This is a genomic window from Thiomicrospira microaerophila (assembly GCF_023278225.1).
In the GTDB taxonomy this organism is placed as follows: Bacteria; Pseudomonadota; Gammaproteobacteria; order Thiomicrospirales; family Thiomicrospiraceae; genus Thiomicrospira; species Thiomicrospira microaerophila_A.
Genome location: NZ_CP070959.1, coordinates 345,223 through 366,846 on the forward strand (window position 1 = coordinate 345,223; position 21,624 = coordinate 366,846).

Consider the following 21,624-nt stretch of genomic DNA (forward strand, 5'->3'; position numbering starts at 1 on the left):
GAGTATTGAGATAGTATTGAGATGTTTAGCTAAGGTGACCCCGAGGGGCACCTTGTAGAGGTTTAATGAGCAATAAGGCTTCTCAGCATCCAAGCATTTTTTTCGTGAATCTGCATGCGCTGCGTGAGTAGGTCAAGGGTTGGCTCATCACTAGCTTCGCCGGCGATTTTACTGATTTCTCTTGCTGTTTTGGTTACGGCTTCCTGACCGAGGATAAGATTTTTGATCATTTCTTCTGCAGTGGGTGTAGCGGTCTCTTCTTTGATTTGGCTCAGTTGACTAAAGGCTTGGAAAGAACCGGGCGCTTTTTCTCCTAGCGCTCGAATGCGTTCAGCGATCTCGTCAACAGCGGTAAAGAGTTCGGTATATTGCTCTTCGAACATGGTGTGGAGTGTTTGGAACATGGGGCCTGTTACATTCCAGTGGTAATTGTGGGTTTTTAAAAACAAGATGTAAGAGTCAGCCAGTAACTGAGATAGTCCGTTGGCGATGGCTTTACGATTTACTTCACTAATACCAATATTAATATCCATTTTTAAATTCCTTTTTTGTAGCTAAGAAGAAAATTCAATGTCTATACTAATTGATTTTCTATTAGTTTGTGTTGGTTGTTTTTAAATGTGTGATTGATTTTGTTTATCAGTCAAGATAGATGCAGGTCTTTGCGCGAGTCCCTGATTCCTGCAAAAAGGTTTACCAGCCATGAATAATGTTTTTTTGCCATTCGATATTTTGGGCGTCGCCAAGAATACATAGGCTATCGAAGCGCATTGGGTGGTGTTCAAATTGGCGGTTTTTGAGCAGGAAGAACTGAGCGCACCGAACCAGTCTTTTTTGCTTTGTGGGTGTGATAAATTCACTAGGATGACCATAGAGCGTATTTTGCCGGAATTTTACTTCAATAAAAGCTAGGGTCTGTTGGTCCAATGCAATCAGGTCTATCTCTCCCCCTTTGCAATAAAAGTTTTTTGCTAATATTTTCATGCCATGAGCCGCAATAAATTCGGCGGCCTGGTTTTCATAGTCCTTTCCAATATGCTTGCTATTCAACCGAGGTGCCCTGCAGATCTAGAGGAAATTGGAATATTTCATCAAGCAGCTGTTGGCGAACTTGGTCTTTTTGTGGTGTTTTAGTTTGGTGTTGCCAATAAAAGGAGTTGGCGAAACGGTTAACCGGATTTAAGCGACCATTGTTTTCGAACTGAGCCCAAACAAGTTTGGTGTCTACCTGTTGATCGGCAGGAAAATAATGTTTTCCTAAACTGCCTTGAATAAACATATCAGGCTCTAGTTGCTTACTATGGTGAGCGATCAAATAGCTATCCCAGCCTAGGGCTTCAAGGTTATTACGCAATGGCGATTCAAACAGACTTGCTGGGTGAGTCGGAAAACGTATATGTTTTAGGTCGCGCTGAGGAGGTTGATTGTAGAGTTGTTGTGGCGTCAGTTTTGATGTGCCTATCAGGTTAAGGTTAAGTTGGAAAAATTCAAGTTGTGGGCCAAGAACAGATAGACTACGATCATCTCCGATAAGTAGCATGGTATCGAGGTCTTGGCGGGTTCGTGGTTCATATTCGACAGGTTGTTGAATAATTCGGCTTAGGTAATTGCCACGTTCCTGGCTTAGGTTGACGTTTAAGATGCTGGCCATTTCAGTACGTAGGTTATGACTGTTCACTGAATAAACCTGCTGGTTCATCGCAAAGCGGTGTTGTTTCGACCAGGCCTGGTTAAGTTGTTGGGCAAAACTGATGTCCGAGGTTTGGTTGCTATGGAGTAGTGCAATGTGACGTGCACACTGCTGATTTAATTGTTGAATGATTTGTTGTTTTTCGTTAATAGGGTGAAGGCCCAATTGAATAAACGATGATGGGTTGTCTATTCTGTTGAGTGCTATGACGTCGGTTACCGGATACCGGCTTAGGGTTTGAATGTTTTCACGTGTCAGAGGGCCGATAATTTTCTCCGCCCCGGCTTGTTTTGCCTGTAGGTAAAGTGAATGTATGTCTCGCGTTGTTTCAGTGTCATAAAAAATAAGCTGGCTTTGGCTGTTTTGGTGCCAATAACTTTTTAAAATACCAGCACGCACTTGTTTGCCGATGGTTTCTAATCGGCCTGATAAGGGTAACATTACGGCAATAATTTCTGGCGCGGCAAGCGCTAACTCAGCCTCTAGGATTTGATCGGCTAACAAACGGGGTTGAAAGGCCAGGTCTTCGGCAATCAGTTCAATATTTCGTAGTTCTTCCAAACGTGCCAGGCCTGTTAAACGTTGGCTGTCGATAAACCATGCCCAATCGGCAACCGTGTAGCTGTTTGACTGCCTGAGTTTTGTAAGCGTAGCAGGGTTTAGCTGGCTAAGGGTTTGCAGGGTATTTTGTTCTAGCTCGAGTTTTCTTGTATGCTCGCTGGCTGCCCAAAGTTGTTCGGTGAGTTGTAGGTAGTTAACCCAGTCCTGTCTGCGCTCGGCTTGGCTGCGTAAGCGCTCAATGACATCTGTTCGGGTATCTGGCGGAAGTATCGGTGCAGGTTCAATTGTGCCAACTGTTCGCTCTTGCGGTAAATCGGCAGGGGGTAGCTTAGGTGTGCTACAGGATAGTAGCAGTATAGGCAGTATTAGAATAAAAATTTTTTTAAGCATGGTGGTCGGCTTTATAATCTTGTGCATTCGACAGGAGTTAATTATATATGCAAACGATTGAAAAAGGGGTGCTTTACATAGTAGCAACGCCAATTGGTAATTTAGCAGATCTGAGTCAAAGAGCGATGGATGTGTTAGCGCAAGTCGACTGGGTGGCTGCAGAGGATACACGCCATTCAGGCAAGCTATTGCAGCATTTAGCGATTAACAAACGTTTAATTAGCTTGCATGATTATAACGAACTGGCTCGTGCGGAGGTTTTGTTACAGCAACTTAAGAATGGCGAGTCTGGGGCGTTGATTTCGGATGCGGGTACGCCTTTGATTAGCGATCCTGGCTATCATTTGGTTAAGCGTTTGAGAGATGAAGGCGTTGAGGTTCGGCCAATCCCTGGAGCTTCAGCGCTGATTGCGGCTTTAAGTGTGGCGGGGATGCCGACCGATCGCTTCTGCTTTGAAGGGTTTCTCCCAGCAAAGTCACAAAAGCGTTTAGATCAACTGCGTGGCTTGAGTGATGAAACTCGAACCTTGGTTTTTTACGAATCGCCCCACCGTTTAATCGATTGTTTGGATGCTTTGATTCAGGTGTTTGGTGATCAGCGACGCATTTTTATTGCACGTGAAATGACGAAGCAATACGAACAGTTTTATGCTGATAGCTTAGGGGGTGCGCTTGATTATTTTTCGCTTAATGCGGATAGGGTCAGAGGCGAATTTGTGGTGGTCTTGGCCGGTGCTGACTCATCTGAGCAAGCGCTTGATGAGCAGGCTTGGGATAGGCTGATTCATGTTTTGTTAGCTCAGTCCTTGCCGGTCAAGCAGATTGCGCAGATTGTGGCTGAATATTTTTCAGTCAAAAAGAATCAGGTTTACCCTAGGGTTCTAGAGCTTAAGACGGAATAATTTTTTGTATTTTTCTAGACAGCAGGCCTTAAATGCTATATTGTCTTGCGCCAAAGTGGGTCGGGTGATCGCGAAGTATGTTAATACTTGGAGGAAAGTCCGGGCACCATAGAGCAGGATGCCAGTTAACGGCTGGGCGGTGAGAGCCGACGGAAAGTGCAACAGAGAATAGACCGCCGATGACGTTTTCGAACGAACAGGTAAGGCTGAAACGGTGAGGTAAGAGCTCACCGCACATCTGGTAACAGTTTGTGGCTAGGTAAACCCCATCCGGTGCAAGACCAAATAGGAAAACACGTCATTCGTGACAAAGCGTGGCTCGCGCTAGTTTTCGGGTAGGTTGCTTGAGGGGCATAGTGATATGTTACCCAGATGAATGATTGCCGCTTTGTGGCTCCGCTACAGAGAACAGAACCCGGCTTATAGACCCACTTTTTCATTTTCAGCATTTCAAGTTATTTTTTGTCACAATCTCCATTCTACTTTACCTTTTTTTTGTAAGTTATTTATATGCTTGGTTTTTTGTCTAAAATCATGCTTTAGGGTTTTATATTTCATTGCTAACTTATTGTTGTTAAAAGGTATTTCTAAAATAATTTTTAGCATTTTGGCTTTCTAATTGCTTGACACTGGGTGCGGGTGGCAATATAGTGGCGATTAGTGGAATAAAGTGGTGGAAAGTGGAGATTCAGGCGTGCTATTTTTCAGAGGCATCAATGCAGTAAATTTAGACTTAAAAGGACGTTTTGCTATGCCAAAACGTTATCGTGAGTCTATTGCCGATGCTTGTGATAATAATCTGGTTGCGACCATTGACTTGCACAGCCCTTGTTTATTGATTTACACGCAAGATGAGTGGGAAGTGATTGAACGGAAACTAATGGCTTTGCCGAATATGGATCCGAATGCCCGCTTGGTTCAACGTATGTTATTAGGCTATGCCAGTGAAATTGAAATGGATTCACAAGGAAGGTTGCTTTTGCCAAGCTTGCTAAGAGAGCACGCGAAACTTGATAAACAAGCACTGCTGCTTGGGCAGGGTAATAAGTTTGAATTGTGGAGTCAGGATGCCTGGGATCAACAGCGCCCTGAAATGTTAACTCAGGTTCAAACCCTTGAGGTATCCGGTTCCTTGTCGAGTTTGAGTTTGTGATGATTTCATCTCGCGCAACTGACACGGGGCACTATTCAGTTTTATTGAATGAGTCACTTGATGGGTTAAATATTAAACCCGATGGAATTTATATTGATGCGACTTTCGGCCGAGGTGGTCATAGTCGAGCGATACTTGAACGCATGGCTGGGCAAGGTCAGTTAATTGCTATAGATCAAGACCCAGAAGCGATTGAGTACGCTAAAAAACATTTCACCGAATCAAATTTTAAGATTGTTCATGCTAGCTTTGCAGAGCTTGAACAGATTGCAGATGAATTGGGTGTATTAGGTAGGGTTGATGGGCTTTTACTTGATTTGGGTGTGTCATCCCCTCAGTTAGATGAAGCGGAGCGCGGCTTTAGTTTTATGCGTGATGGTCCGCTGGATATGAGGATGAATCCGAGTCAGGGGCTGAGTGCTAAAGACTGGTTGGCCGAGGTGGATGAGAAAACACTAGCTTTAGTTTTAAAGAATTATGGTGAGGAGCGGTTTGCTTTTAAGATTGCTCGCGCAGTCAGTCATGATGCACGATTAGGGCTTATTAATACTACGCGTGATCTAGCTACATTAATTGAGCGGGTTTCGCCTAAAAAAGAAAAGCACAAGCATGCGGCAACACGCAGCTTTCAAGCGATACGTATTCATATTAACCAAGAACTGGAAGTGTTGAAAACTGTATTGGAGGCAAGTGTTAAGGTGCTTAGCTCGGGTGGACGATTGAGTGTTATAAGTTTTCACTCGTTAGAGGACAGAATTGTAAAGCACTTTATGCGAGACCAATCACGTGTAAAAGATTTGTTTCCTGGTTCGCCAGTTTTTATAGCCGGTACAGAGCCAGTGTTGAAGGTGGTGGGTAAGCCTTGTTTTCCCTCTGAGCAGGAGTGTGACGAAAACCCAAGATCTCGCAGTGCGGTGTTACGTATTGCTGAAAGAGTTTAACGAATTTAGATTTTTTATATTAAAGCTTGCTGACGAAAGGGAAGGTGACCATGAGTACCATGAAATTTGATCTGAGAGAGGCGAAGGTTTCGCGCCAACCAGGAATGCCAGTGATCAAGGTTATTGGTTTAGGGGGCGGTGGTAGTAACGCCGTAGATTATATGGTGCGTACCAAAGTTGAGGGTGTTGACTTTTTGTGCGCAAATACCGATGCACAGGCCTTGGCCTATTCAAATGTACCGGTTCGAATTCAAATCGGTGGCAACGGTTTGGGCGCAGGTGCTAATCCTGAACGTGGTCGCGAAGCAGCTGAGCAAGATATTGATCAAATTAAAGAGCACATTCGTGATGCGGACATGTTATTTATCACTGCAGGCATGGGAGGGGGTACAGGTACTGGTGCAGCGCCCGTGGTTGCAAAAATCGCTCGTGAAATGGGTATTCTTACCGTTGGTGTTGTTAGCAAGCCATTTAGTTTTGAGCGTCGTACCAAGGTAGCCGAAGCGGGTATTGAGTCCTTGGCCGAGCAGGTTGATTCGCTGATTACCATCCCTAATGATAAGTTGGTTGAAGTGTTAGGTAAAGATTTCATGTTTGCTAAGGCTTTTGATCATGCAAATGAAATTTTGCATGGTGCGGTGCAAGGTATTTCAGAAATGGTTACCTGTCCTGGATTAATTAACGTTGACTTCGAAGATTTGCGCACGGTGATGTCTGAGCGGGGACTTGGAATGATGGGTGTTGGTACCGCAACGGGTGAAGACCGCGCGCGTAAGGCCACTGAAAAAGCGATTGCCAATCCTTTGCTTGATGACATTGCTGTGGCCGGTGCACGTGGTATTTTGGTTAACATTACTGGTGGTTTGGACTTTAGTATTGGCGAATACAATGTTATTGGGGACGTGGTGAATAGTTTTGCCGATGAGGATGCTAAGGTGATTATTGGTACCTCAATTGATGAAAGTCTTCAAGATGAAATTCGTGTTACGGTCGTCGCTACAGGCCTAGCGGGATCTCATGCGGCTTCAGCTAAAAAACCTGAGATGGTTAAGCCAAACTTGCAAGCCGTTCAAGCTCGTCAAGAAGCCGAGCGTGAGTATCAGCAAGAAGCTGCTCAAAAGCCAGCCGCGATGCAGCCAGCGGAGTCTGAGGTTATTCGTCCTAAAATGGCGGTTAATGCCGGAATCCAGCCTGTCGGTTCAAATAGTAATTATCTTGATATTCCTGCTTTCTTGCGTCGTCAAGCCGACTAAACCTAAAATAGCAGGCTGTTGAAATGGATGATAAAAAGCCCAACCAGAGGAATAGGTTCAATCTGGCTGGGCTTTTTGCGTTTTTATTGTTATGCATCCTTGCAGCCATGATTGGTGTCACGATTCTTTTACAACATCATATTCGTCATTTGGAAACGCAAAATTTTATAGCGAGTCAACAAAAGTTGGAGTTGGATGAGGAGTGGGGGCGTTTAATGTTAGAAAAAAACCATCTTAGTTCTCCGGGCCGGGTTGAGTCTATTGCACGCGAACGTCTGAATATGCAACAACCTAAGCCTGAACAGCTTGTGGTTTTGCCTGTTAAAGAGTAATGGGATGTTGAACTTCTCACGCGAAAAACTGATGTTTGGCCTTATCCTTTTTGGTTTTGGCCTTTTGATCGCTAAGGCTTTTTATGTTCAGGTGGTGCAATCTTCTTTTTTAGAGTCTGAAGCTAATAAACGTCAGATTAGAACGCTAGAAGTTGCGGCTCCACGTGGCCAAATTCTGGATAGACATGGCGAGTTATTGGCACTGAGTACCCCCGTTGCTTCAGTATGGGTTGACCCTAGAACACTAGTTAATCATCCGCAAGCTATTGAAGAGCTTGCAAGGGTTTTAAATCTCTCACAGCAGCAGCTGACACGTCGGATTCAGGCTAATCCAAATCGACGTTTCTTATATATCGAACGGTCTATTCTTCCTGATCTTGCCAAGCAGATAGAGGCATTACGACTGCCCGGTGTTAATATTCAGGCAGAGTTTAAACGCTATTATCCAACGGCAGATATTGCCGCCCATATTTTAGGCTATACCAATATTGATGATATAGGCCAGGACGGGGTAGAGCTGATTTATGAGAATTGGCTAAAGGGTCAGCCTGGACGACAGCAAATTATTAAAGACCTTGAGGGTCGAGTTGTGAAGTTTGTTAATAATCTTGCGGATGCTCAACCTGGTCAGGCTTTACAGTTGAGCATTGATAAAGATATTCAGTTTTTTGTTCACCGCGCATTAAAAGAGGTTATGACTAAACATCAGGCTCGTGGGGCTTCAGCCGTTATTCTTGATGCAAAAACGGGTGAAATTTTGGCTTTGGTAAACCAACCGGGCTATAACCCGAATAATCGTAATCAACTTCAAGGTGAAGCTATTAGAAATAGGGCCATTTCTGAGTTGATTGAGCCAGGCTCAACAATTAAGCCTTTTGTTGTGGCAAAAGCCTTGGATTTGGGTTTGATTCAAGCCGATGAGGTGATTAATACTTCGCCGGGTTATATTCGAGTACAGGGTCACATGATTAGTGATGCGGTGAATTATGGCCGGTTGACTATTGGTGAAGTGATACAAAAGTCGAGCAATGTGGCCACTGCAAATATCGTTCGACGCATGTCGGCTGAGCAGCAATGGCGTTTTTATTCTGATTTAGGTTTTAGCCAAGATTTGGGATTGTTTTTGCCAGGTGAGCAATTAGGCCGTTTACGTCATCATCGAGAGTGGCAGCTAATTGACCAGGTTTCCAGTTCCTTTGGTTATGGCTTTAGTACCAATGTGATGCAGTTAGCCCAAGCCTATCTGGTTTTTGCTAATCAGGGCAACTTGCCTCCCGTATCCTTAATAAAACGTGATGCACCGCCTGAAATGAAATCGGTTTTGTCGGCTCAGGCGGTTGAGCAGACCTTACAAATGATGGAGACGGTCACCCATCAAGGTGGAACAGGAACAGAGGCGCGGATTGAAGGATATCGGGTAGCGGGTAAAACCGGTACGGTATTGAAGGCAGGTGTAGGCGGATATCAAGAGGCAACCTATAGAGCTATGTTTGTCGGTTTGGTGCCTGCATCTCGGCCTGATATGGTCATGGCGATTATGGTGGATGAGCCGAGTCGGGGTGTTTATGGGGGGGGCAGTGTAGCGGCTCCCGTGTTTCAAGAAGTGATGCGTCATGCTTTACGCTTACGAAATGTGGATCCTGATGGTGCCTTGTAAATGAAAACCTTGGCGGAAATTATAAACTTTCTGGGAATTGAGTCTTGTGCGGCAGCGGCAGGCCTGGTTGCCAAAGGCTTGACGTTGGATAGCCGACAAATTCAGCCAGGTTGGATTTTTGTTGCTTTGTCCGGAGACGCTCGACATGGTGGTGAGTTCTGGCAACAAGCTATGTCATTGGGTGCGTTGGGTGTCTTATCCGATAAGCCCCTTAATGATTGTGAGATTCCCGTTTATGTGGTTGCAGATTTAAAGCAGCGCTTAGCTGATTTAGCAGGATGGTTTTATGACTATCCGAGTCATAAGATAAAGTTAATTGGTGTCACCGGAACCAATGGCAAGACCTCCACTACTCAGTACATCGCTCAAATGCTTGAGTTGATGGGGCAGGGTTGTGGTGTATTGGGTACACTGGGAAATGGCAGGGTGAATGCACTGCAAGCCACTGAAAATACCACGATGGATAGTCTGGCATTAAATGGTTGGCTTGCGCAATTTGTTGCCGAAGGTTTAGCTTTTGCAGTATTAGAGGTTTCTTCACATGCGATTGCGCTGGGGCGGATAGCTGGATTGAGATTCGAGTGCGTGGCACTTACACAAGTGACGCGGGATCATTTAGATTTTCATCATGATCTAGCTGATTATCACGCCACTAAAAAGCGTCTTTTTGAAGCTTTTCCTGCTAAGTATAAGATAATAAATCTAGAGGATGCGGTTGGTCAGCAGATTTTTAAAGAGCAACCAGGCCTGGTGATCGGATACAGTCAAAAAAACCAGTCTGCAGCCTTGTTTGTTAGCGATATTTGTTTGACGGAGCAGGGCATAAGTGGTCGATTGCATTCAAACGAAACCGTTATTGATTTTAAAACGTCTTTGTTAGGGCGTTTTAATATTGAAAATCTGCTTTGTGCGAGTTTGTGCCTAGTTTGTTTAGGCTTTAGTTTACACAGGGTGGCACAAGCGACAGCTAGTCTTAAACCGATTATTGGACGAATGGAACGAGTCGATACTGTGAAGTTTGGTGTCAACGTCTTGGTCGATTACGCTCATACCCCTGATGCGCTTGAGCAGGTGTTGCTTAGTGTGCAAGCGCATCAACCTATTGGTAAAGTTTGGTTGGTTTTTGGTTGTGGGGGCAATAGAGATGCGGGTAAGCGCCCTTTAATGGCTCAGGTTGCTTCGAGTTTGGCAGATCAAATTATCCTCACCAATGACAACCCTCGGTTTGAGGAGCCTCAGCAAATTATTGAGGATATTTGTCAAGGAGTAGATTTGGAACAGTCTTCGCAGTGGCAGGTAGAATTAGACCGTAAAAAAGCGATTGAATCTGCATTGATGCAAGCACAGACCGGCGATTGGGTATTGGTGGTTGGAAAAGGGCATGAGAACTATCAAGATATTAAGGGCGTAAAAACGCCATTTAGTGATCAACAGGTAATTAAGGCATGGCAACAAAATTAAGTTGGGATTGTAGGGTTTTAGCCGATTGGGCCAATGGAAAATTGCTAAACTCAGAAACCGGTGCCTTTGAAAAGGTAAAGGGTTTTAGTACTGATAGTCGGACGATCCATAAAGGAGATTGTTACATCGCTATTAAGGGTGTACATTTTGATGGTCACCAATTTGTGCAGCAGGCCGTCGAAGCAGGGGCAGCAGCATTAATTGTAAGTCAAAAAATGGACGTGACGATTCCGCAAATTTTGGTCAAGGATACACGCCTTGCCTTGGGTTATATTGCCGAACAGCATCGATTGGCACAGCAGGCGTTAACCCTCGTTGCCGTGACGGGTAGTAATGGCAAAACCACGGTGAAATCCATGCTGGCACATTGTTTGGCCCAAGTTGCGCCAACTTGGGCAACGCCTGGCAATCTGAACAATGATTTTGGGGTGCCTAGAACGCTGTTGCAAATTCAGTCTGAGCATCGTTATGCTGTGATTGAAATGGGCGCGAATCACCGCGGGGAGATAGGTTATTTAACGCGCTTAGCGCATCCGGATATAGCTGTTATTACCCTGGCGGCAGAAGCTCATCTTGAGGGTTTTGGCAGCTTGCAGGGAATTATTGATACCAAGGGCGAAATTTTTCATGGCTTAACTGCTCAAGGGGTTGGCGTGATTAATATGGATTCACCAGGCTTTGAGCAGTGGCAACAATCCTTGGGTAATAGACAGTGTAAAATCTTTGGCACCACTGATTCGGCGGACGTTTGGGTCAGTGATATTCGGCAGGATTCTGATAGCCTGGTTTTTGTATTGCATTTTCGGGTGGCTGGCAAAGATAGTTCCTTGCCTGTGTGTATGAGTTTATTAGGGCGTCATAACGCGATGAATGCCGCTGCGGTCGCGTCCGTATGCTTAGAGTTAGGCATGACGCCTGAGCAAATTCAATCCGGCTTGCAAAGCTTTCACCCTGTTTCGGGAAGGCTTCAAACACACCAGTTTGGTGATGTTTTATTAATTGATGACAGTTATAACGCAAATCCCAGTTCAGTAAAAGCCGCGATAGATACCCTAGCCGGATTCGCCGGTAAAACGATATTGTGTCTGGGGCAGATGGGCGAGCTAGGCCAGGTAGCAGAGCAGTCGCACAGTGAGGTGGGTCGCTATGCTGCGGAGAAAGGTATTGATTATTTATTTGGATACGGGGATTTGACCAGATTTAGCTTAGCTGCTTATGCCGAGCAGTTATCACTCAGTATCTCAGACCCTCAAGCGCACTCAGTTATGGCTGAACAAATTATGGCGATAGTAAGGGTTGCGAAAGAGCCTGTAAGTATCTTAATAAAGGGTTCTCGTGCTGCTCAGATGGATCAGGTTGTAAAAATATTACTAGAAAGGATGTCGCATGCTGATTTATCTTAGTCAATATTTAAGCCAGTTTCACACTGGTTTTAGTGTATTTAATTACATTACCGTACGTGCGATTATGTCGGTGCTGACCGCGTTAATTATTTCGTTTCTTATTGGTCCAATGGTGATTCGTCGTCTTACCCAGCTTAAAGTCGGGCAGAGTATTCGATTGGATGGCCCTCAAACTCATTTGGTAAAAGCCGGAACCCCAACCATGGGGGGGACGATGATTTTATTTGCAGTGGGTATTTCAATTTTGTTATGGGGCGATTTAAGTAACAAGTACTTGTTATTGGTCAGCTTTACCATGTTTGGCTTTGGCATTATCGGTTTTATTGATGATTATAAAAAAGTGGTTTACAGAGACCCGAACGGGATGCGCTCTCGTACCAAATTTCTATGGCAAAGTATTATTGGCGTTGTTGCAGCCTACGGCTTCTATGCCATCGCCAGTGTGCCAGCTGAAACGCAGCTACTGATTCCTTATATGAAAGATACCTTTATTTATCTGGGTGCTTGGGTGATGGTGGTGACCTATTTAGTGATTGTTGGCACCTCAAACGCGGTGAATCTTACCGATGGTTTGGATGGCCTAGCGATCATGCCAACCGTGATGGTTGCAGCAGCCTTGGGCGTGTTTGCTTATTTATCCGGTCACATGGTATTTGCTGGTTATCTTGATATTCCCTATATACCCGGCGTAGGCGAGTTAACCGTTTTAATGGCAGCCTTAGTGGGGGCGGGGTTGGGCTTTTTGTGGTTTAACACCCATCCGGCACAAGTGTTTATGGGAGATGTGGGTTCGCTAGCATTGGGTGCGGCTTTAGGGGCAACGGCGGTGGCGGTGCGTCAAGAAATTGTCTTGTTTATTATGGGCGGTATTTTTGTGATAGAAACCTTGTCCGTCATTCTTCAGGTAGGTTCTTATAAAATGCGTGGTAAACGGGTTTTTCTAATGGCGCCTCTGCACCATCATTTTGAGCAAAAACAATGGCCGGAAGCGCAGATTATTGTACGTTTTTGGATTATAACGATCATTTTAGTCTTGATCGGTTTAGCCAGTTTGAAACTGAGGTAGAAAAGATTGAATTTAGTGGTAGGCTTAGGCTTAACGGGTCAATCGGTATTGAGTTATCTAACATCAGCCGGTGAACCCATGTTGGCATTTGATACGCGAGAAGATTTTCGTGCACCGCAGTTGGAGCAGAATTATCCAGCCGTCAAGTTTGCCTATGGAACGCTGCCTAATACGTGGAAAAAAAAGATTTCGCGCATTATCCTCAGCCCAGGTGTAGCAAGAACAGAGGCATGGATAGCTTCCTTTGAAGCGTCCGGAGTTGAAGTCATCGGTGATATAGAGTTGTTTGCTCGCGCTGCAAGTAAACCTATTATTGCAATTACCGGATCAAACGGTAAAAGCACCGTCACTACGCTGGTTTCAGAACTCTTGCAACAGGCCGGCTTTCAGGTAGGCATGGGTGGAAACATTGGTCGTCCGGCTTTGGATCTATTGTTAGACCCATTGGACTATGATCTTTATGTGTTAGAACTTTCTAGTTTTCAACTGGAAACCACCTACTCATTACATAGTCTTTCATCGGTGGTTTTAAATATCAGTGAAGACCATATGGATCGTTACCCTAGCTTAGATGCTTATATTCAAGCTAAAACTAAGATTTATAACGACACAGAGCTAGCGGTTTTACCTAAAGGCCATGCTTCTGATTTTTGGGTCACGCGTCAAACTAAAAAAGTCTATTTCGGCCTAGAGCACCCCCAATCGGAGCAAGACTATGGTGTGGTTCTGCAAGATAACCAGGCCTGGTTGTCACGAGGTAGTCGTCCTTTAGTAAAGGTTTCGGATATGTTATTGAATGCGCCCCACTATCAACTTAACGCATTGGCGGCTATAGCCTTGTGTCAAGACTATGACTTGTCTGAAGAAGTTTTCACGGACGTATTATCTCGATTTAGAGGTTTGGCGCATCGTACTCAGTGGGTGGCGACCCATCATGGCGTTAGCTGGATTGATGACTCGAAAGGTACGAATGTAGGTGCAACTTTAACAGCGATACAGAGTTTAGGTTATCAAGCGCAGCAACAGGGCGGGAAACTCATTTTACTTGCAGGCGGCGTGGGTAAGGGCGCAGATTTTTCGCCTTTGGCATCCAGTCTCAATCAGTATGCTAAACAGTTGGTACTATTTGGTCGAGATCAGCATTTAATTGAACAAGCTTTAACTACTGAGTTAGATGGTGAGATTTTAATGTCTTGTACACAAACTTTAGAGCAGGCCGTTGCGGTTGCAAAGCAAAATGCGGTGTCAGGGGATATCGTTTTGTTGTCACCGGCTTGCGCAAGTTTTGACCAATTTGAGAACTATCATGACCGGGGTGAGAAGTTTGCAGCTTGGGTAAAGCAAGCGCTGGAGCTTGATCGAGTATGAAAGCCTTATTTGATTCGCCACAGCAGCGTGAATGGCCTGTCGATTATTGGCTGGTTGGTAGCCTTATGTTATTGGTTTTTCTTGGTTTGGCGATGGTACTGTCCAGTTCGGTTGCGATCAGCGAGCAGCGTTTTGGGATAGCGACGCATTATTTTGTGCGTCAAGCGATTGCGTTAGGTATTGGCTTGTTTTTAGCGATGCTGGTTTTTAAAGTACCGATTGACTTTTGGCAAACACATCGCGGCAAATTATTTATTTTTGGTTTAATTCTTTTGGTAATGGTATTAGTTTTTGGCCGTGAAATAGGTGGCTCTAAGCGCTGGTTGCCATTGGTCATTATGAATTTCCAGCCTGCCGAATTTGTCAAAATTGCAGCGATTATCTTTGTTGCAGGTTATTTGCATCGCCATCTAAGCGCTGTAAAAGAAGACTTTAATGCGATTATGCGTTTGTCCTTGCCTTTTGGATTAATGGCTTTGTTGTTATTGCTGCAACCTGATTATGGTACTACTTTATTAATTGCTGCGGTGGTAACCGGTATGTTGATTATTTCCGGTGCTCCTTGGCGTTATTTTTTGCTCACGGTGGTACCAGTTATAGGGTTGTTAGGGGCTCTGGTGGTTTATTCGCCTTATCGCCTAGCAAGGGTTCTGAGTTTTATGGATCCTTGGCAAGATCCATTCGGTACTGGTTATCAGTTGATCCAAGCGCTTATTGCCAGCGGTTCGGGTGGGTTTTTTGGTCAAGGTCTAGGCGCGAGTGTTCAAAAACTGCTTTATTTGCCTGATGCACATACTGACTTTTTATTTTCTATCTTTGCCGAAGAATTTGGCTTTATCGGGGTGTTCGGTTTAATTCTATTGTTTAGTTTTGTGGTTTGGCGGCTATTTGTGATTGCAGCCTTTGCTAAGCAACGAGGCTATGCGTTTGCAGGTTTAATGGTGTTCGGGATCGCGATGTGGATCGCATTGCAAGCGATGATCAATATGGGCGTAAACTTGGGTTTATTTCCGACCAAAGGCTTAACCTTACCATTTATGAGCTATGGGGGGTCAAGTTTAATGATGTTGTGTGTAGCAATGGCACTGGTATTGCGTGTTGACTATGAGGCACGACTAGAACCTTACCAGGAGAAAAACCATGTCGATGAAGAACCCGAAACCGCGCAAGCTTAAAAAAGTAATGGTGATGGCCGGTGGAACAGGCGGTCATGTCTTTCCTGGAATTGCCTTAGCGCATGCTTTTGCTAAAGAGGGCATAGCGACTCATTGGCTGGGTACCGAACAGGGTTTGGAAGAGCAGTGGGTTCAGCAAGCTGGATTAACTTTTTCTGCTATCAGAATTCAAGGATTACGTGGCAATGGTATCAAAGGCTGGTTATGGGCTCCACTGAAGGTAACCCAGGCCTGGTGGCAGGCGCGTAAAATCATCAAGCAGGTTAATCCTGATATTGTTATTGGCATGGGTGGCTTTGTTTGCGGACCGGGTGGATTAGCGGCTTGGTCGATGGGAATCAAGCTTTACTTGCATGAACAAAACGCTGTGGCAGGCTTAACTAATCGTCTGTTAGCCAGTTTTGCGCAACGTATCTTTTGTGGTTTTCCGCCCAGTAATCTTAAATCACCACGTTTATTGGTCATGGGTAATCCGGTTAGGGCTGAAATTGAAGCCCTTTCGGCCATTGATTCGGATGAGTTAACACGATCTGATTCTCGACAGTTACTCGTAATAGGCGGGAGCCGAGGAGCGCGAGTACTAAATCAAACGCTGCCTCAAGCCTTAGCGCTTATTCCTGAGGCTCAGCGTCCGAAGGTGCTTCATCAAACCGGCCAACAGGACGTGATTCAGACTCAGCAGGCTTATCAGGCGTTAGGCGTTGAAGCTGAAGTGTTTGCCTTTATTAGCGATATGGCTGCGGCCTATCAAAAAACCCATTTGGTGGTATCTCGTGCAGGGGCCTTAACGGTGAGTGAATTAATGGCTGCTGCTAGGCCTGCTATTTTAGTTCCGTTTCCTTATGCGGTGGATGATCATCAAACGGCTAATGCCGCGTTTATGGCTCAAGTCGGTGCGGCAGAGGTTATACAGCAGGATGTTTTGACACCGGAAATGTTAGCGAAAGCGATTATGGAAGGTTTGCATCGTGATAGATTGATTCAGGCTTCGGAGACACTAGAAAAAATTGCGAAATTAGATGCCGCTAATCAGATTGTTGCACATATAATGGAATGGAATTAATTGGTGGTATTGAATTTATTGCATGCGTGTTTGGTCCGCTCACCAGGACTCGAACCTGGAGTTGCCGCTTAGGAGGCAGCCGTTTTATCCCGTTAAACTATGAGCGGTTAAGCAATTAACTAACTCGCGTATTCTAACAAGATTGGTCAGCGAATGAAAAAAATTCTTGTAATTGAAGATCAAAAATCTATGGCCCTGTTACTAAAACAGACAGTAGAAAGTCATTTTGATGTCGAGGTTTTATTGGCTTATGATCTTGAGCAAACCGCGCAACTTCTTTCTGTTCATCATGACATTTCGTTAGCCCTTAGTGATTTAAATCTGCCTGATGCGCCACATGGTGAGTCGATTAAACTGTTACGAGAAGCTCAGATTACCACGATTGTGCTCACTGCCAGTCTTGATGAGAATCTGCGCCAACGCATTATGAAGGAGCGGGTTGCCGATTTTATTGTTAAAGATGGACCTGCCGCGATTAGTTATCTGATTAGAGCTTTGGATTTATTGTTGACCAATGACCAACGTGAAATCTGGTTAGCAAATCTTTCAGACCCCTTGGCACGAAAATTGGTGGGTTTGTTATCTGTTCATCGTTTCAAATTGCGAGTTTTCGATCAGGATGCCGCCTTGATAAAAGAATTGGCTAAGACATTACCCAGTCTCCTGATTGTCGGGGATAAGGCCTGTGAACAGGACTGGTTGCATCATTTATCAGCGGTAAGAAGTCAGTTTGAGTTTTACCAGCTCCCGATTCTTGCGTGTATTGATTCAGTGGATGGCACACCATTGGCCTTAAAATATATGAAGTATGGCGCAACTGATTATATCGTTAAGCCGTTTGGGGCAGACGAGCTCTATGCACGCGTTAACCAAAGCATTGATTTACAGCGAACTTATCTGGAAATACAGCATCTATCGCGCACAGATGGCTTAACCGGGTTGAACAATCGTCGGTTTTTTATCGAACAGGGCGAAAATCATTATCAGGCCTGGTTAACAAACTGTGCTTTTGGTTTGTTGGTCGATATCGATTTATTTAAGAAAATAAATGACCACTATGGTCATCCAAAGGGCGATGATGCTATTCGCTTTACTGCAAATAGACTGAAACAGTTTTTTGGTGATTTTGTGGTTGCTCGATTTGGTGGTGAAGAGTTTATTGTTGCCGGTGAGTGTAGTAATAAACAGCAGGTTTTGGCTCTGGCAGAGACGTTTCGACAATCAATAGAACAGGACTCAGAGGCCTATATGGGCTTTAAAATGACGGTGAGTATTGGTATTACATTTAATGAGCCGAGCTTCGATAGGCTGATTGCTGAAGCAGACCGACAACTTTATATTGCAAAGGGGTCGGGACGTAATCAGGTTTGCTGCAGCTAAGGTGGTAAAGCGGAAAGGTTCAACGCTAAATTGATTTAGTGTTGAATTTTAATGTTACAAATTTGAATATTTTTTAGTAGGGTGTCCTCTAACAGGTAGACCAATAATCTTGTTGTTGGCTCGATGGCCTGATACTTGATATTGTTGGGTATTAAAGAAAGCCATTTCTTGGTTTAAGGCTTTAGCCTGTTCACGCATACTTTCAGATGCTGAAGCGGTTTGCTCAACCAGATGAGCGTTTTGTTGAGTTAGACTGTCAATTTTGACAATGGCGGATTGCACCTGCTGGATACCAAGCGCTTGTTCTGCACTGGCATTGGCAATCTGTTGAATCATCCCGGTCACTTCATCTACGGCATGAGTAATTTGTTTAAGCACATCCCCAGACTCGCTAGCTAGTCGAGTTCCTTGGTCAATGCGCTGCACACTCTCACTAATAAGGTTTTTTATTTCCTTAGCAGCATCGGCTGACTTTTGTGCTAGGGCACGGACTTCACCAGCGACGACCGCAAATCCACGACCATGATCGCCAGCGCGAGCGGCCTCAACCGCCGCATTGAGGGCTAATAAATTGGTTTGGAAAGCAATGCTGTCGATGATGGTTACAATGTCTGCAATTTTATAGCTGGATTCTTGAATATGTTGCATTGCTTCAATTGTTTGTCCCATTACCTTTTCACCTTGCTGGGCTTTGACCTGAACGCCGAGCGCAACTTGGGAAGCTTGTTGAGTGTTATGGTTATTAAGTTGAATATTGGCATTCATTTGCTCAATAGTTGTGGTTGATTCTTCAACCGCACTGACTTGATCTTGAACCCGAAGACTCAAGTTGCGTGAACCCTGAGAAACATCTTGCGCAGCGCTGTCGACAACCTGTGCTGCTGTTACCGAAATATCGATGGTATTTTTTAGCCGGTCTATTGATAGATTAATCGCCTCTTTTAGTTCACCCAATTCACCCTCAAAGTTGTTTTCAATTTGTTGACCTAAATCGCCCTCCGACATTGCAGAGGTTACTCTGATGACATCATTCATCGCAACTTGAATACCATCCATCAGTTGATTGATCGAGGTGCTGAGTTCATGTGCAACGCCTTCAAGTTGATCAACATCAATGCGTTCGCCTAGGTAACCATTCTGAGCTCTCTTTACGGTGGCCGCGACATGGTTAAGTAGTTGTACTTCTTGAGTGCGATCAATCCATTCAACCAGAGTAGCAACCCTTTGATTGGCACGGTTTTTTATTGGCAACATCGCCAGTTCGAGGTGAAAACCACCAATTTCAATTCTAACGCTTGAGGGTTCCTGCATTTTGCTAATCATCGCTCGCTGGTGGCCAGGGTGTTTATGAAAAATGTCGATGTTTTTTCCAATGAGGTTAGCGGCATCAAAGTGAGGCGCTAGTTGCTTAAGTTTTGCTTCGCGTTCAAGCAAAAACTTGTTCATGTTTTCATTGGAATAGGTGATGTTAAATTTATCATCAATCATCATGACGCTGCTTTTCAGCTTATCAAATGCAAATCTCAGTTGGTTGGCTTCATCCAATTGGTGAGCACTTTCATCCGTTTTAGATTTAAAGGCAAGATTGACCGATTGAATCGCATTATGAATCAGTGCAGAAAAGCTTTTAGGGTTCGTGGGTTGTATCCTTAAGTCTTCACCGGCAGCGAGAGCTTGTAAATTTTGAATCGCTGCGCGCTGAGTTTTGTTGAGTGCCATTCCGTAGCCGAACATAAATAAAACCAGCAGGCCTGCAAGGATGATGTTTAATGGTGAGAAGTGGCTATCAAAACCGGTTGTTAATATCGGTAAAAAAGCGAATAATAAGGTTGCTGAACCTAATATTAGCCCAGGGTTAATTAAATTGGAATTTAGGGCTGCTTTAATATCCATCCCTTGATAAATTTTGCCATGCTTTATTTTGGCTTGTCCGCTAGAAATAAGTTGATAGTTTTGGGTCGCTTGTTGTTTTTCTTGAGCTGAAATAGGGTTGCGCACCGACAGAAACCCTGAGATTTTTCCGTCTTTATAAAGTGGCGTTGCTTGCGCTCTAACCCAGTAAAAACCACCATCTTTGTGCCTGTTTTTAATATATTGAGTCCAGGGGATGCCTTGTTGTAAATCAGCCCACATGTCTGCAAAGACGGCTTGTGGAACATCTGGATGACGAACCAAGTTGTGAGGTTGGCCCAATAGTTCTTTGCGACTGAAGCCGCTGGCTGCTTCAAAGGCATCGTTGCAATCAATAATCGTGCCTTTTAAGTCAGTCTTAGATACCAGTGTTAAATTGGGTGAGAGCAGGTGTTCTTGTTCAGTAATGGGATGATTGTTGCGCATCATTCACTCCTTGCGAGTGTTGTATAGGATCAAAATATATAATTTTTTGTAACGTTGTACTAGTATTGTATATTTATGGTCTAAAGTAAAGTTTTTGTACAATTAAAGTATAAATTTTCTGGAATTAGGACTTTGCTTATCGACTGCTTAATGTGCTACCATTGTATTTAATTGATTTAAAAGGGTTTTGAGTTATGGATTTGATGAATGCGACTAAATATATGTCGTCTGCTTGGCTAGCCAAAGCACCATCACTGATGCAGTCTCAACCGAGCCAATCCATTATGATTCCGCAATCCGTGAAGCAATCAGAGGCAATAGATTCTTCGTATAGGGTAAATAAACCTGAAAGGGCGAGTCCGATTGAAGATCGGCCTTTGGAACCGAAGGTTGAAACCAACGATGTTAGCGAAGAACGACAGGCTGCTCAGCAACAATTAGCTTTTGAACAGGTTATTGCTCAATTGCGTGCGCGTGATCAGGAAGTGCGCACTCATGAGCAGGCTCATTTAAGTGCAGCAGGCCCCTATGCTACAGGCGGTATTAACTATGATTATCAAACCGGGCCAGATGGTCAGAAATATGCAGTAGGTGGTTCGGTCGGAATTGATACCTCTCCCGTTTCTGGAGATCCAGAAGCCACGATACAGAAAATGATGGTTGTGCAACGTGCTGCTTTGGCACCGGCACAGCCTTCAGCGCAGGATTTTAAAGTCGCTGCACAAGCATCGCAATTGCAAGCGCAAGCCAGAAGCGAGTTACAAGCAGAGCGTGCTGATGAATTAAAAACGTCTGAGGAGACTAATGATAGAAGTGCGCCAAGTAGTCTTAATGAAAATCAGGCATTGCCAGCTCAGGCGAATTCTATAGATCCCCGTAATCAAACTAATCAGAACACTGATAGCTTAGGGCAGGTTTTAGAGCGCAATAATTTTGATTTAAGAATGCGCCTTCAAATCAACGCAGCCTAGCTAATTCGCTAGGCTGGTGTAATTCAGTTATGCCTCGGTTGGGCAGAAGGTTGATTGCATTGCATGCAGTAGGTTGATAATTTCTTTATCAGCAACTTGGCATAATATCCGACTTCCGTCACGTCGTGATGAAAGGATTCCTTTTTCACGCAAAATATCAATATGTTGTGATACATTGCTTTGTGTTGTGCCTACTTTGGAAACAATATCCATTACTGGCAACTCACCATCACTTAATACACAGAGTATTTTTAACCTTAAGGGATGTCCCATTGCTTTAAGTGCTTTTGATGCCTTAACAATATTATCTTCTTTCATTTCAAATAAATCAGATTCTGACATTTTTGGGTATCCGCCTCATTTTTATTATGTTGTTTGTTGCCTAGATTGTTTTCGTTTTTGTGAAAACATTAATATTTAATCAAATTCTAATAGAAACTAGGTGGATTTGTCAGCTAAACTTGACCTTTATCAAAATAAATTTAATATGTAACCTTAAATTGGTATACAAACTTGGAGAT

Annotated in this window: 19 protein-coding genes, 1 tRNA gene and 1 other RNA gene; 15 read left to right on the forward strand and 6 right to left on the reverse strand. The window is 44.2% G+C overall.

Features of this window, described 5'->3' with window-relative positions; translation table 11 throughout:
- Nucleotides 1-62 precede the first annotated feature (62 nt).
- From JX580_RS01650 to JX580_RS01660, 3 genes are all read right to left on the reverse strand, one after another.
- Nucleotides 63-533: a Dps family protein gene (locus tag JX580_RS01650; protein WP_248851059.1), complete on the reverse strand. Its 471-nt coding sequence runs from the start codon at nt 531-533 to the stop codon at nt 63-65.
- Nucleotides 534-693: 160 nt separating this feature from the next.
- The gene (locus JX580_RS01655; RefSeq protein ID WP_248851060.1) at nt 694-1,050 is read right to left on the reverse strand and encodes a YraN family protein; all 357 of its coding nucleotides are present in this window, start codon (nt 1,048-1,050) and stop codon (nt 694-696) included.
- Entirely contained in the window at nt 1,043-2,641 is a 1,599-nt protein-coding gene (locus JX580_RS01660; RefSeq protein WP_248851061.1) for a penicillin-binding protein activator, read from the reverse strand. The genes JX580_RS01655 and JX580_RS01660 overlap by 8 nt, the downstream gene beginning before the upstream one ends.
- Before the next feature lie 47 nt (nt 2,642-2,688).
- Here JX580_RS01660 and rsmI point away from each other — a divergent pair, with 47 nt between their 5' ends.
- From rsmI to murG, 13 genes are all read left to right on the forward strand, one after another.
- Entirely contained in the window at nt 2,689-3,543 is an 855-nt protein-coding gene (gene rsmI, locus JX580_RS01665) for a 16S rRNA (cytidine(1402)-2'-O)-methyltransferase (RefSeq protein WP_248851062.1), read from the forward strand.
- Nucleotides 3,544-3,595: 52 nt separating this feature from the next.
- An RNA gene (gene rnpB, locus JX580_RS01670) (RNase P RNA component class A) lies at nt 3,596-3,982 on the forward strand.
- 312 nt (nt 3,983-4,294) lie between these two features.
- Nucleotides 4,295-4,696: a division/cell wall cluster transcriptional repressor MraZ gene (gene mraZ, locus JX580_RS01675; RefSeq protein ID WP_248851063.1), complete on the forward strand. Its 402-nt coding sequence runs from the start codon at nt 4,295-4,297 to the stop codon at nt 4,694-4,696.
- Entirely contained in the window at nt 4,696-5,637 is a 942-nt protein-coding gene (gene rsmH / locus JX580_RS01680) for a 16S rRNA (cytosine(1402)-N(4))-methyltransferase RsmH (RefSeq protein ID WP_248851064.1), read from the forward strand. Before mraZ ends, rsmH begins: the two co-directional genes overlap by 1 nt.
- A 50-nt stretch (nt 5,638-5,687) precedes the next feature.
- A complete protein-coding gene (gene ftsZ, locus JX580_RS01685; protein WP_248851065.1) occupies nt 5,688-6,890 on the forward strand; it encodes a cell division protein FtsZ in 1,203 nt (400 codons plus the stop codon).
- Between the two features lie 23 nt (nt 6,891-6,913).
- Nucleotides 6,914-7,222, forward strand: coding sequence for a cell division protein FtsL (gene ftsL, locus JX580_RS01690; protein ID WP_248851066.1), 309 nt, complete (start codon nt 6,914-6,916; stop codon nt 7,220-7,222).
- A 4-nt stretch (nt 7,223-7,226) separates the two neighbouring features.
- The gene (locus JX580_RS01695; RefSeq protein WP_248851067.1) at nt 7,227-8,879 is read left to right on the forward strand and encodes a peptidoglycan D,D-transpeptidase FtsI family protein; all 1,653 of its coding nucleotides are present in this window, start codon (nt 7,227-7,229) and stop codon (nt 8,877-8,879) included.
- On the forward strand, nt 8,880-10,340 hold the full coding sequence (locus JX580_RS01700; protein ID WP_248851068.1) for a UDP-N-acetylmuramoyl-L-alanyl-D-glutamate--2,6-diaminopimelate ligase: 1,461 nt from the start codon (nt 8,880-8,882) through the stop codon (nt 10,338-10,340).
- Nucleotides 10,325-11,743, forward strand: a complete 1,419-nt coding sequence (locus JX580_RS01705) for a UDP-N-acetylmuramoyl-tripeptide--D-alanyl-D-alanine ligase (RefSeq protein ID WP_248851069.1) — start codon at nt 10,325-10,327, stop codon at nt 11,741-11,743. Before JX580_RS01700 ends, JX580_RS01705 begins: the two co-directional genes overlap by 16 nt.
- Entirely contained in the window at nt 11,727-12,809 is a 1,083-nt protein-coding gene (mraY, locus tag JX580_RS01710) for a phospho-N-acetylmuramoyl-pentapeptide-transferase (protein ID WP_248851070.1), read from the forward strand. Before JX580_RS01705 ends, mraY begins: the two co-directional genes overlap by 17 nt.
- 15 nt (nt 12,810-12,824) lie before the next feature.
- Nucleotides 12,825-14,177, forward strand: coding sequence for a UDP-N-acetylmuramoyl-L-alanine--D-glutamate ligase (gene murD / locus JX580_RS01715; protein ID WP_248851869.1), 1,353 nt, complete (start codon nt 12,825-12,827; stop codon nt 14,175-14,177).
- On the forward strand, nt 14,174-15,352 hold the full coding sequence (gene ftsW / locus JX580_RS01720; RefSeq protein ID WP_248851071.1) for a putative lipid II flippase FtsW: 1,179 nt from the start codon (nt 14,174-14,176) through the stop codon (nt 15,350-15,352). Before murD ends, ftsW begins: the two co-directional genes overlap by 4 nt.
- Nucleotides 15,318-16,415 carry an undecaprenyldiphospho-muramoylpentapeptide beta-N-acetylglucosaminyltransferase gene (gene murG / locus JX580_RS01725; protein WP_248851072.1) on the forward strand — a complete coding sequence of 366 codons (1,098 nt, stop codon included), beginning with the start codon at nt 15,318-15,320 and terminating at the stop codon, nt 16,413-16,415. The genes ftsW and murG overlap by 35 nt, the downstream gene beginning before the upstream one ends.
- Before the next feature lie 31 nt (nt 16,416-16,446).
- Here the strand turns inward: murG and JX580_RS01730 are convergent.
- Nucleotides 16,447-16,522: transfer RNA gene (locus JX580_RS01730), tRNA-Arg, on the reverse strand.
- Between the two features lie 46 nt (nt 16,523-16,568).
- On the opposite strand from JX580_RS01730, the gene JX580_RS01735 reads away from it, so the two are divergent.
- The gene (locus JX580_RS01735; protein ID WP_248851073.1) at nt 16,569-17,795 is read left to right on the forward strand and encodes a diguanylate cyclase; all 1,227 of its coding nucleotides are present in this window, start codon (nt 16,569-16,571) and stop codon (nt 17,793-17,795) included.
- A 54-nt stretch (nt 17,796-17,849) separates the two neighbouring features.
- Here the strand turns inward: JX580_RS01735 and JX580_RS01740 are convergent, their stop codons facing one another.
- Nucleotides 17,850-20,135, reverse strand: coding sequence for a methyl-accepting chemotaxis protein (locus JX580_RS01740; RefSeq protein ID WP_248851074.1), 2,286 nt, complete (start codon nt 20,133-20,135; stop codon nt 17,850-17,852).
- A gap of 191 nt (nt 20,136-20,326) precedes the next feature.
- Here JX580_RS01740 and JX580_RS01745 point away from each other — a divergent pair, with 191 nt between their 5' ends.
- On the forward strand, nt 20,327-21,103 hold the full coding sequence (locus JX580_RS01745) for a putative metalloprotease CJM1_0395 family protein (protein WP_248851075.1): 777 nt from the start codon (nt 20,327-20,329) through the stop codon (nt 21,101-21,103).
- Nucleotides 21,104-21,130: 27 nt separating this feature from the next.
- Here JX580_RS01745 and JX580_RS01750 read toward each other — a convergent pair whose 3' ends face one another.
- Nucleotides 21,131-21,445 carry an ArsR/SmtB family transcription factor gene (locus JX580_RS01750; RefSeq protein ID WP_248851076.1) on the reverse strand — a complete coding sequence of 105 codons (315 nt, stop codon included), beginning with the start codon at nt 21,443-21,445 and terminating at the stop codon, nt 21,131-21,133.
- Nucleotides 21,446-21,624 lie beyond the last annotated feature (179 nt).

Bases quoted from the DNA above. Each gene is read 5' to 3' on its own strand.
- JX580_RS01650 (WP_248851059.1), bottom strand. From the start codon at position 533: ATGGATATTAATATTGGTATTAGTGAAGTAAATCGTAAAGCCATCGCC.
- JX580_RS01660 (WP_248851061.1), bottom strand. From the start codon at position 2,641: ATGCTTAAAAAAATTTTTATTCTAATACTGCCTATACTGCTACTATCC.
- rsmI (WP_248851062.1), top strand. From the start codon at position 2,689: ATGCAAACGATTGAAAAAGGGGTGCTTTACATAGTAGCAACGCCAATT.
- mraZ (WP_248851063.1), top strand. From the start codon at position 4,295: ATGCCAAAACGTTATCGTGAGTCTATTGCCGATGCTTGTGATAATAAT.
- rsmH (WP_248851064.1), top strand. From the start codon at position 4,696: ATGATTTCATCTCGCGCAACTGACACGGGGCACTATTCAGTTTTATTG.
- ftsZ (WP_248851065.1), top strand. From the start codon at position 5,688: ATGAGTACCATGAAATTTGATCTGAGAGAGGCGAAGGTTTCGCGCCAA.
- ftsL (WP_248851066.1), top strand. From the start codon at position 6,914: ATGGATGATAAAAAGCCCAACCAGAGGAATAGGTTCAATCTGGCTGGG.
- JX580_RS01695 (WP_248851067.1), top strand. From the start codon at position 7,227: ATGTTGAACTTCTCACGCGAAAAACTGATGTTTGGCCTTATCCTTTTT.
- JX580_RS01700 (WP_248851068.1), top strand. From the start codon at position 8,880: ATGAAAACCTTGGCGGAAATTATAAACTTTCTGGGAATTGAGTCTTGT.
- JX580_RS01705 (WP_248851069.1), top strand. From the start codon at position 10,325: ATGGCAACAAAATTAAGTTGGGATTGTAGGGTTTTAGCCGATTGGGCC.
- mraY (WP_248851070.1), top strand. From the start codon at position 11,727: ATGCTGATTTATCTTAGTCAATATTTAAGCCAGTTTCACACTGGTTTT.
- ftsW (WP_248851071.1), top strand. From the start codon at position 14,174: ATGAAAGCCTTATTTGATTCGCCACAGCAGCGTGAATGGCCTGTCGAT.
- murG (WP_248851072.1), top strand. From the start codon at position 15,318: ATGTCGATGAAGAACCCGAAACCGCGCAAGCTTAAAAAAGTAATGGTG.
- JX580_RS01735 (WP_248851073.1), top strand. From the start codon at position 16,569: ATGAAAAAAATTCTTGTAATTGAAGATCAAAAATCTATGGCCCTGTTA.
- JX580_RS01740 (WP_248851074.1), bottom strand. From the start codon at position 20,135: ATGATGCGCAACAATCATCCCATTACTGAACAAGAACACCTGCTCTCA.
- JX580_RS01745 (WP_248851075.1), top strand. From the start codon at position 20,327: ATGGATTTGATGAATGCGACTAAATATATGTCGTCTGCTTGGCTAGCC.
- JX580_RS01750 (WP_248851076.1), bottom strand. From the start codon at position 21,445: ATGTCAGAATCTGATTTATTTGAAATGAAAGAAGATAATATTGTTAAG.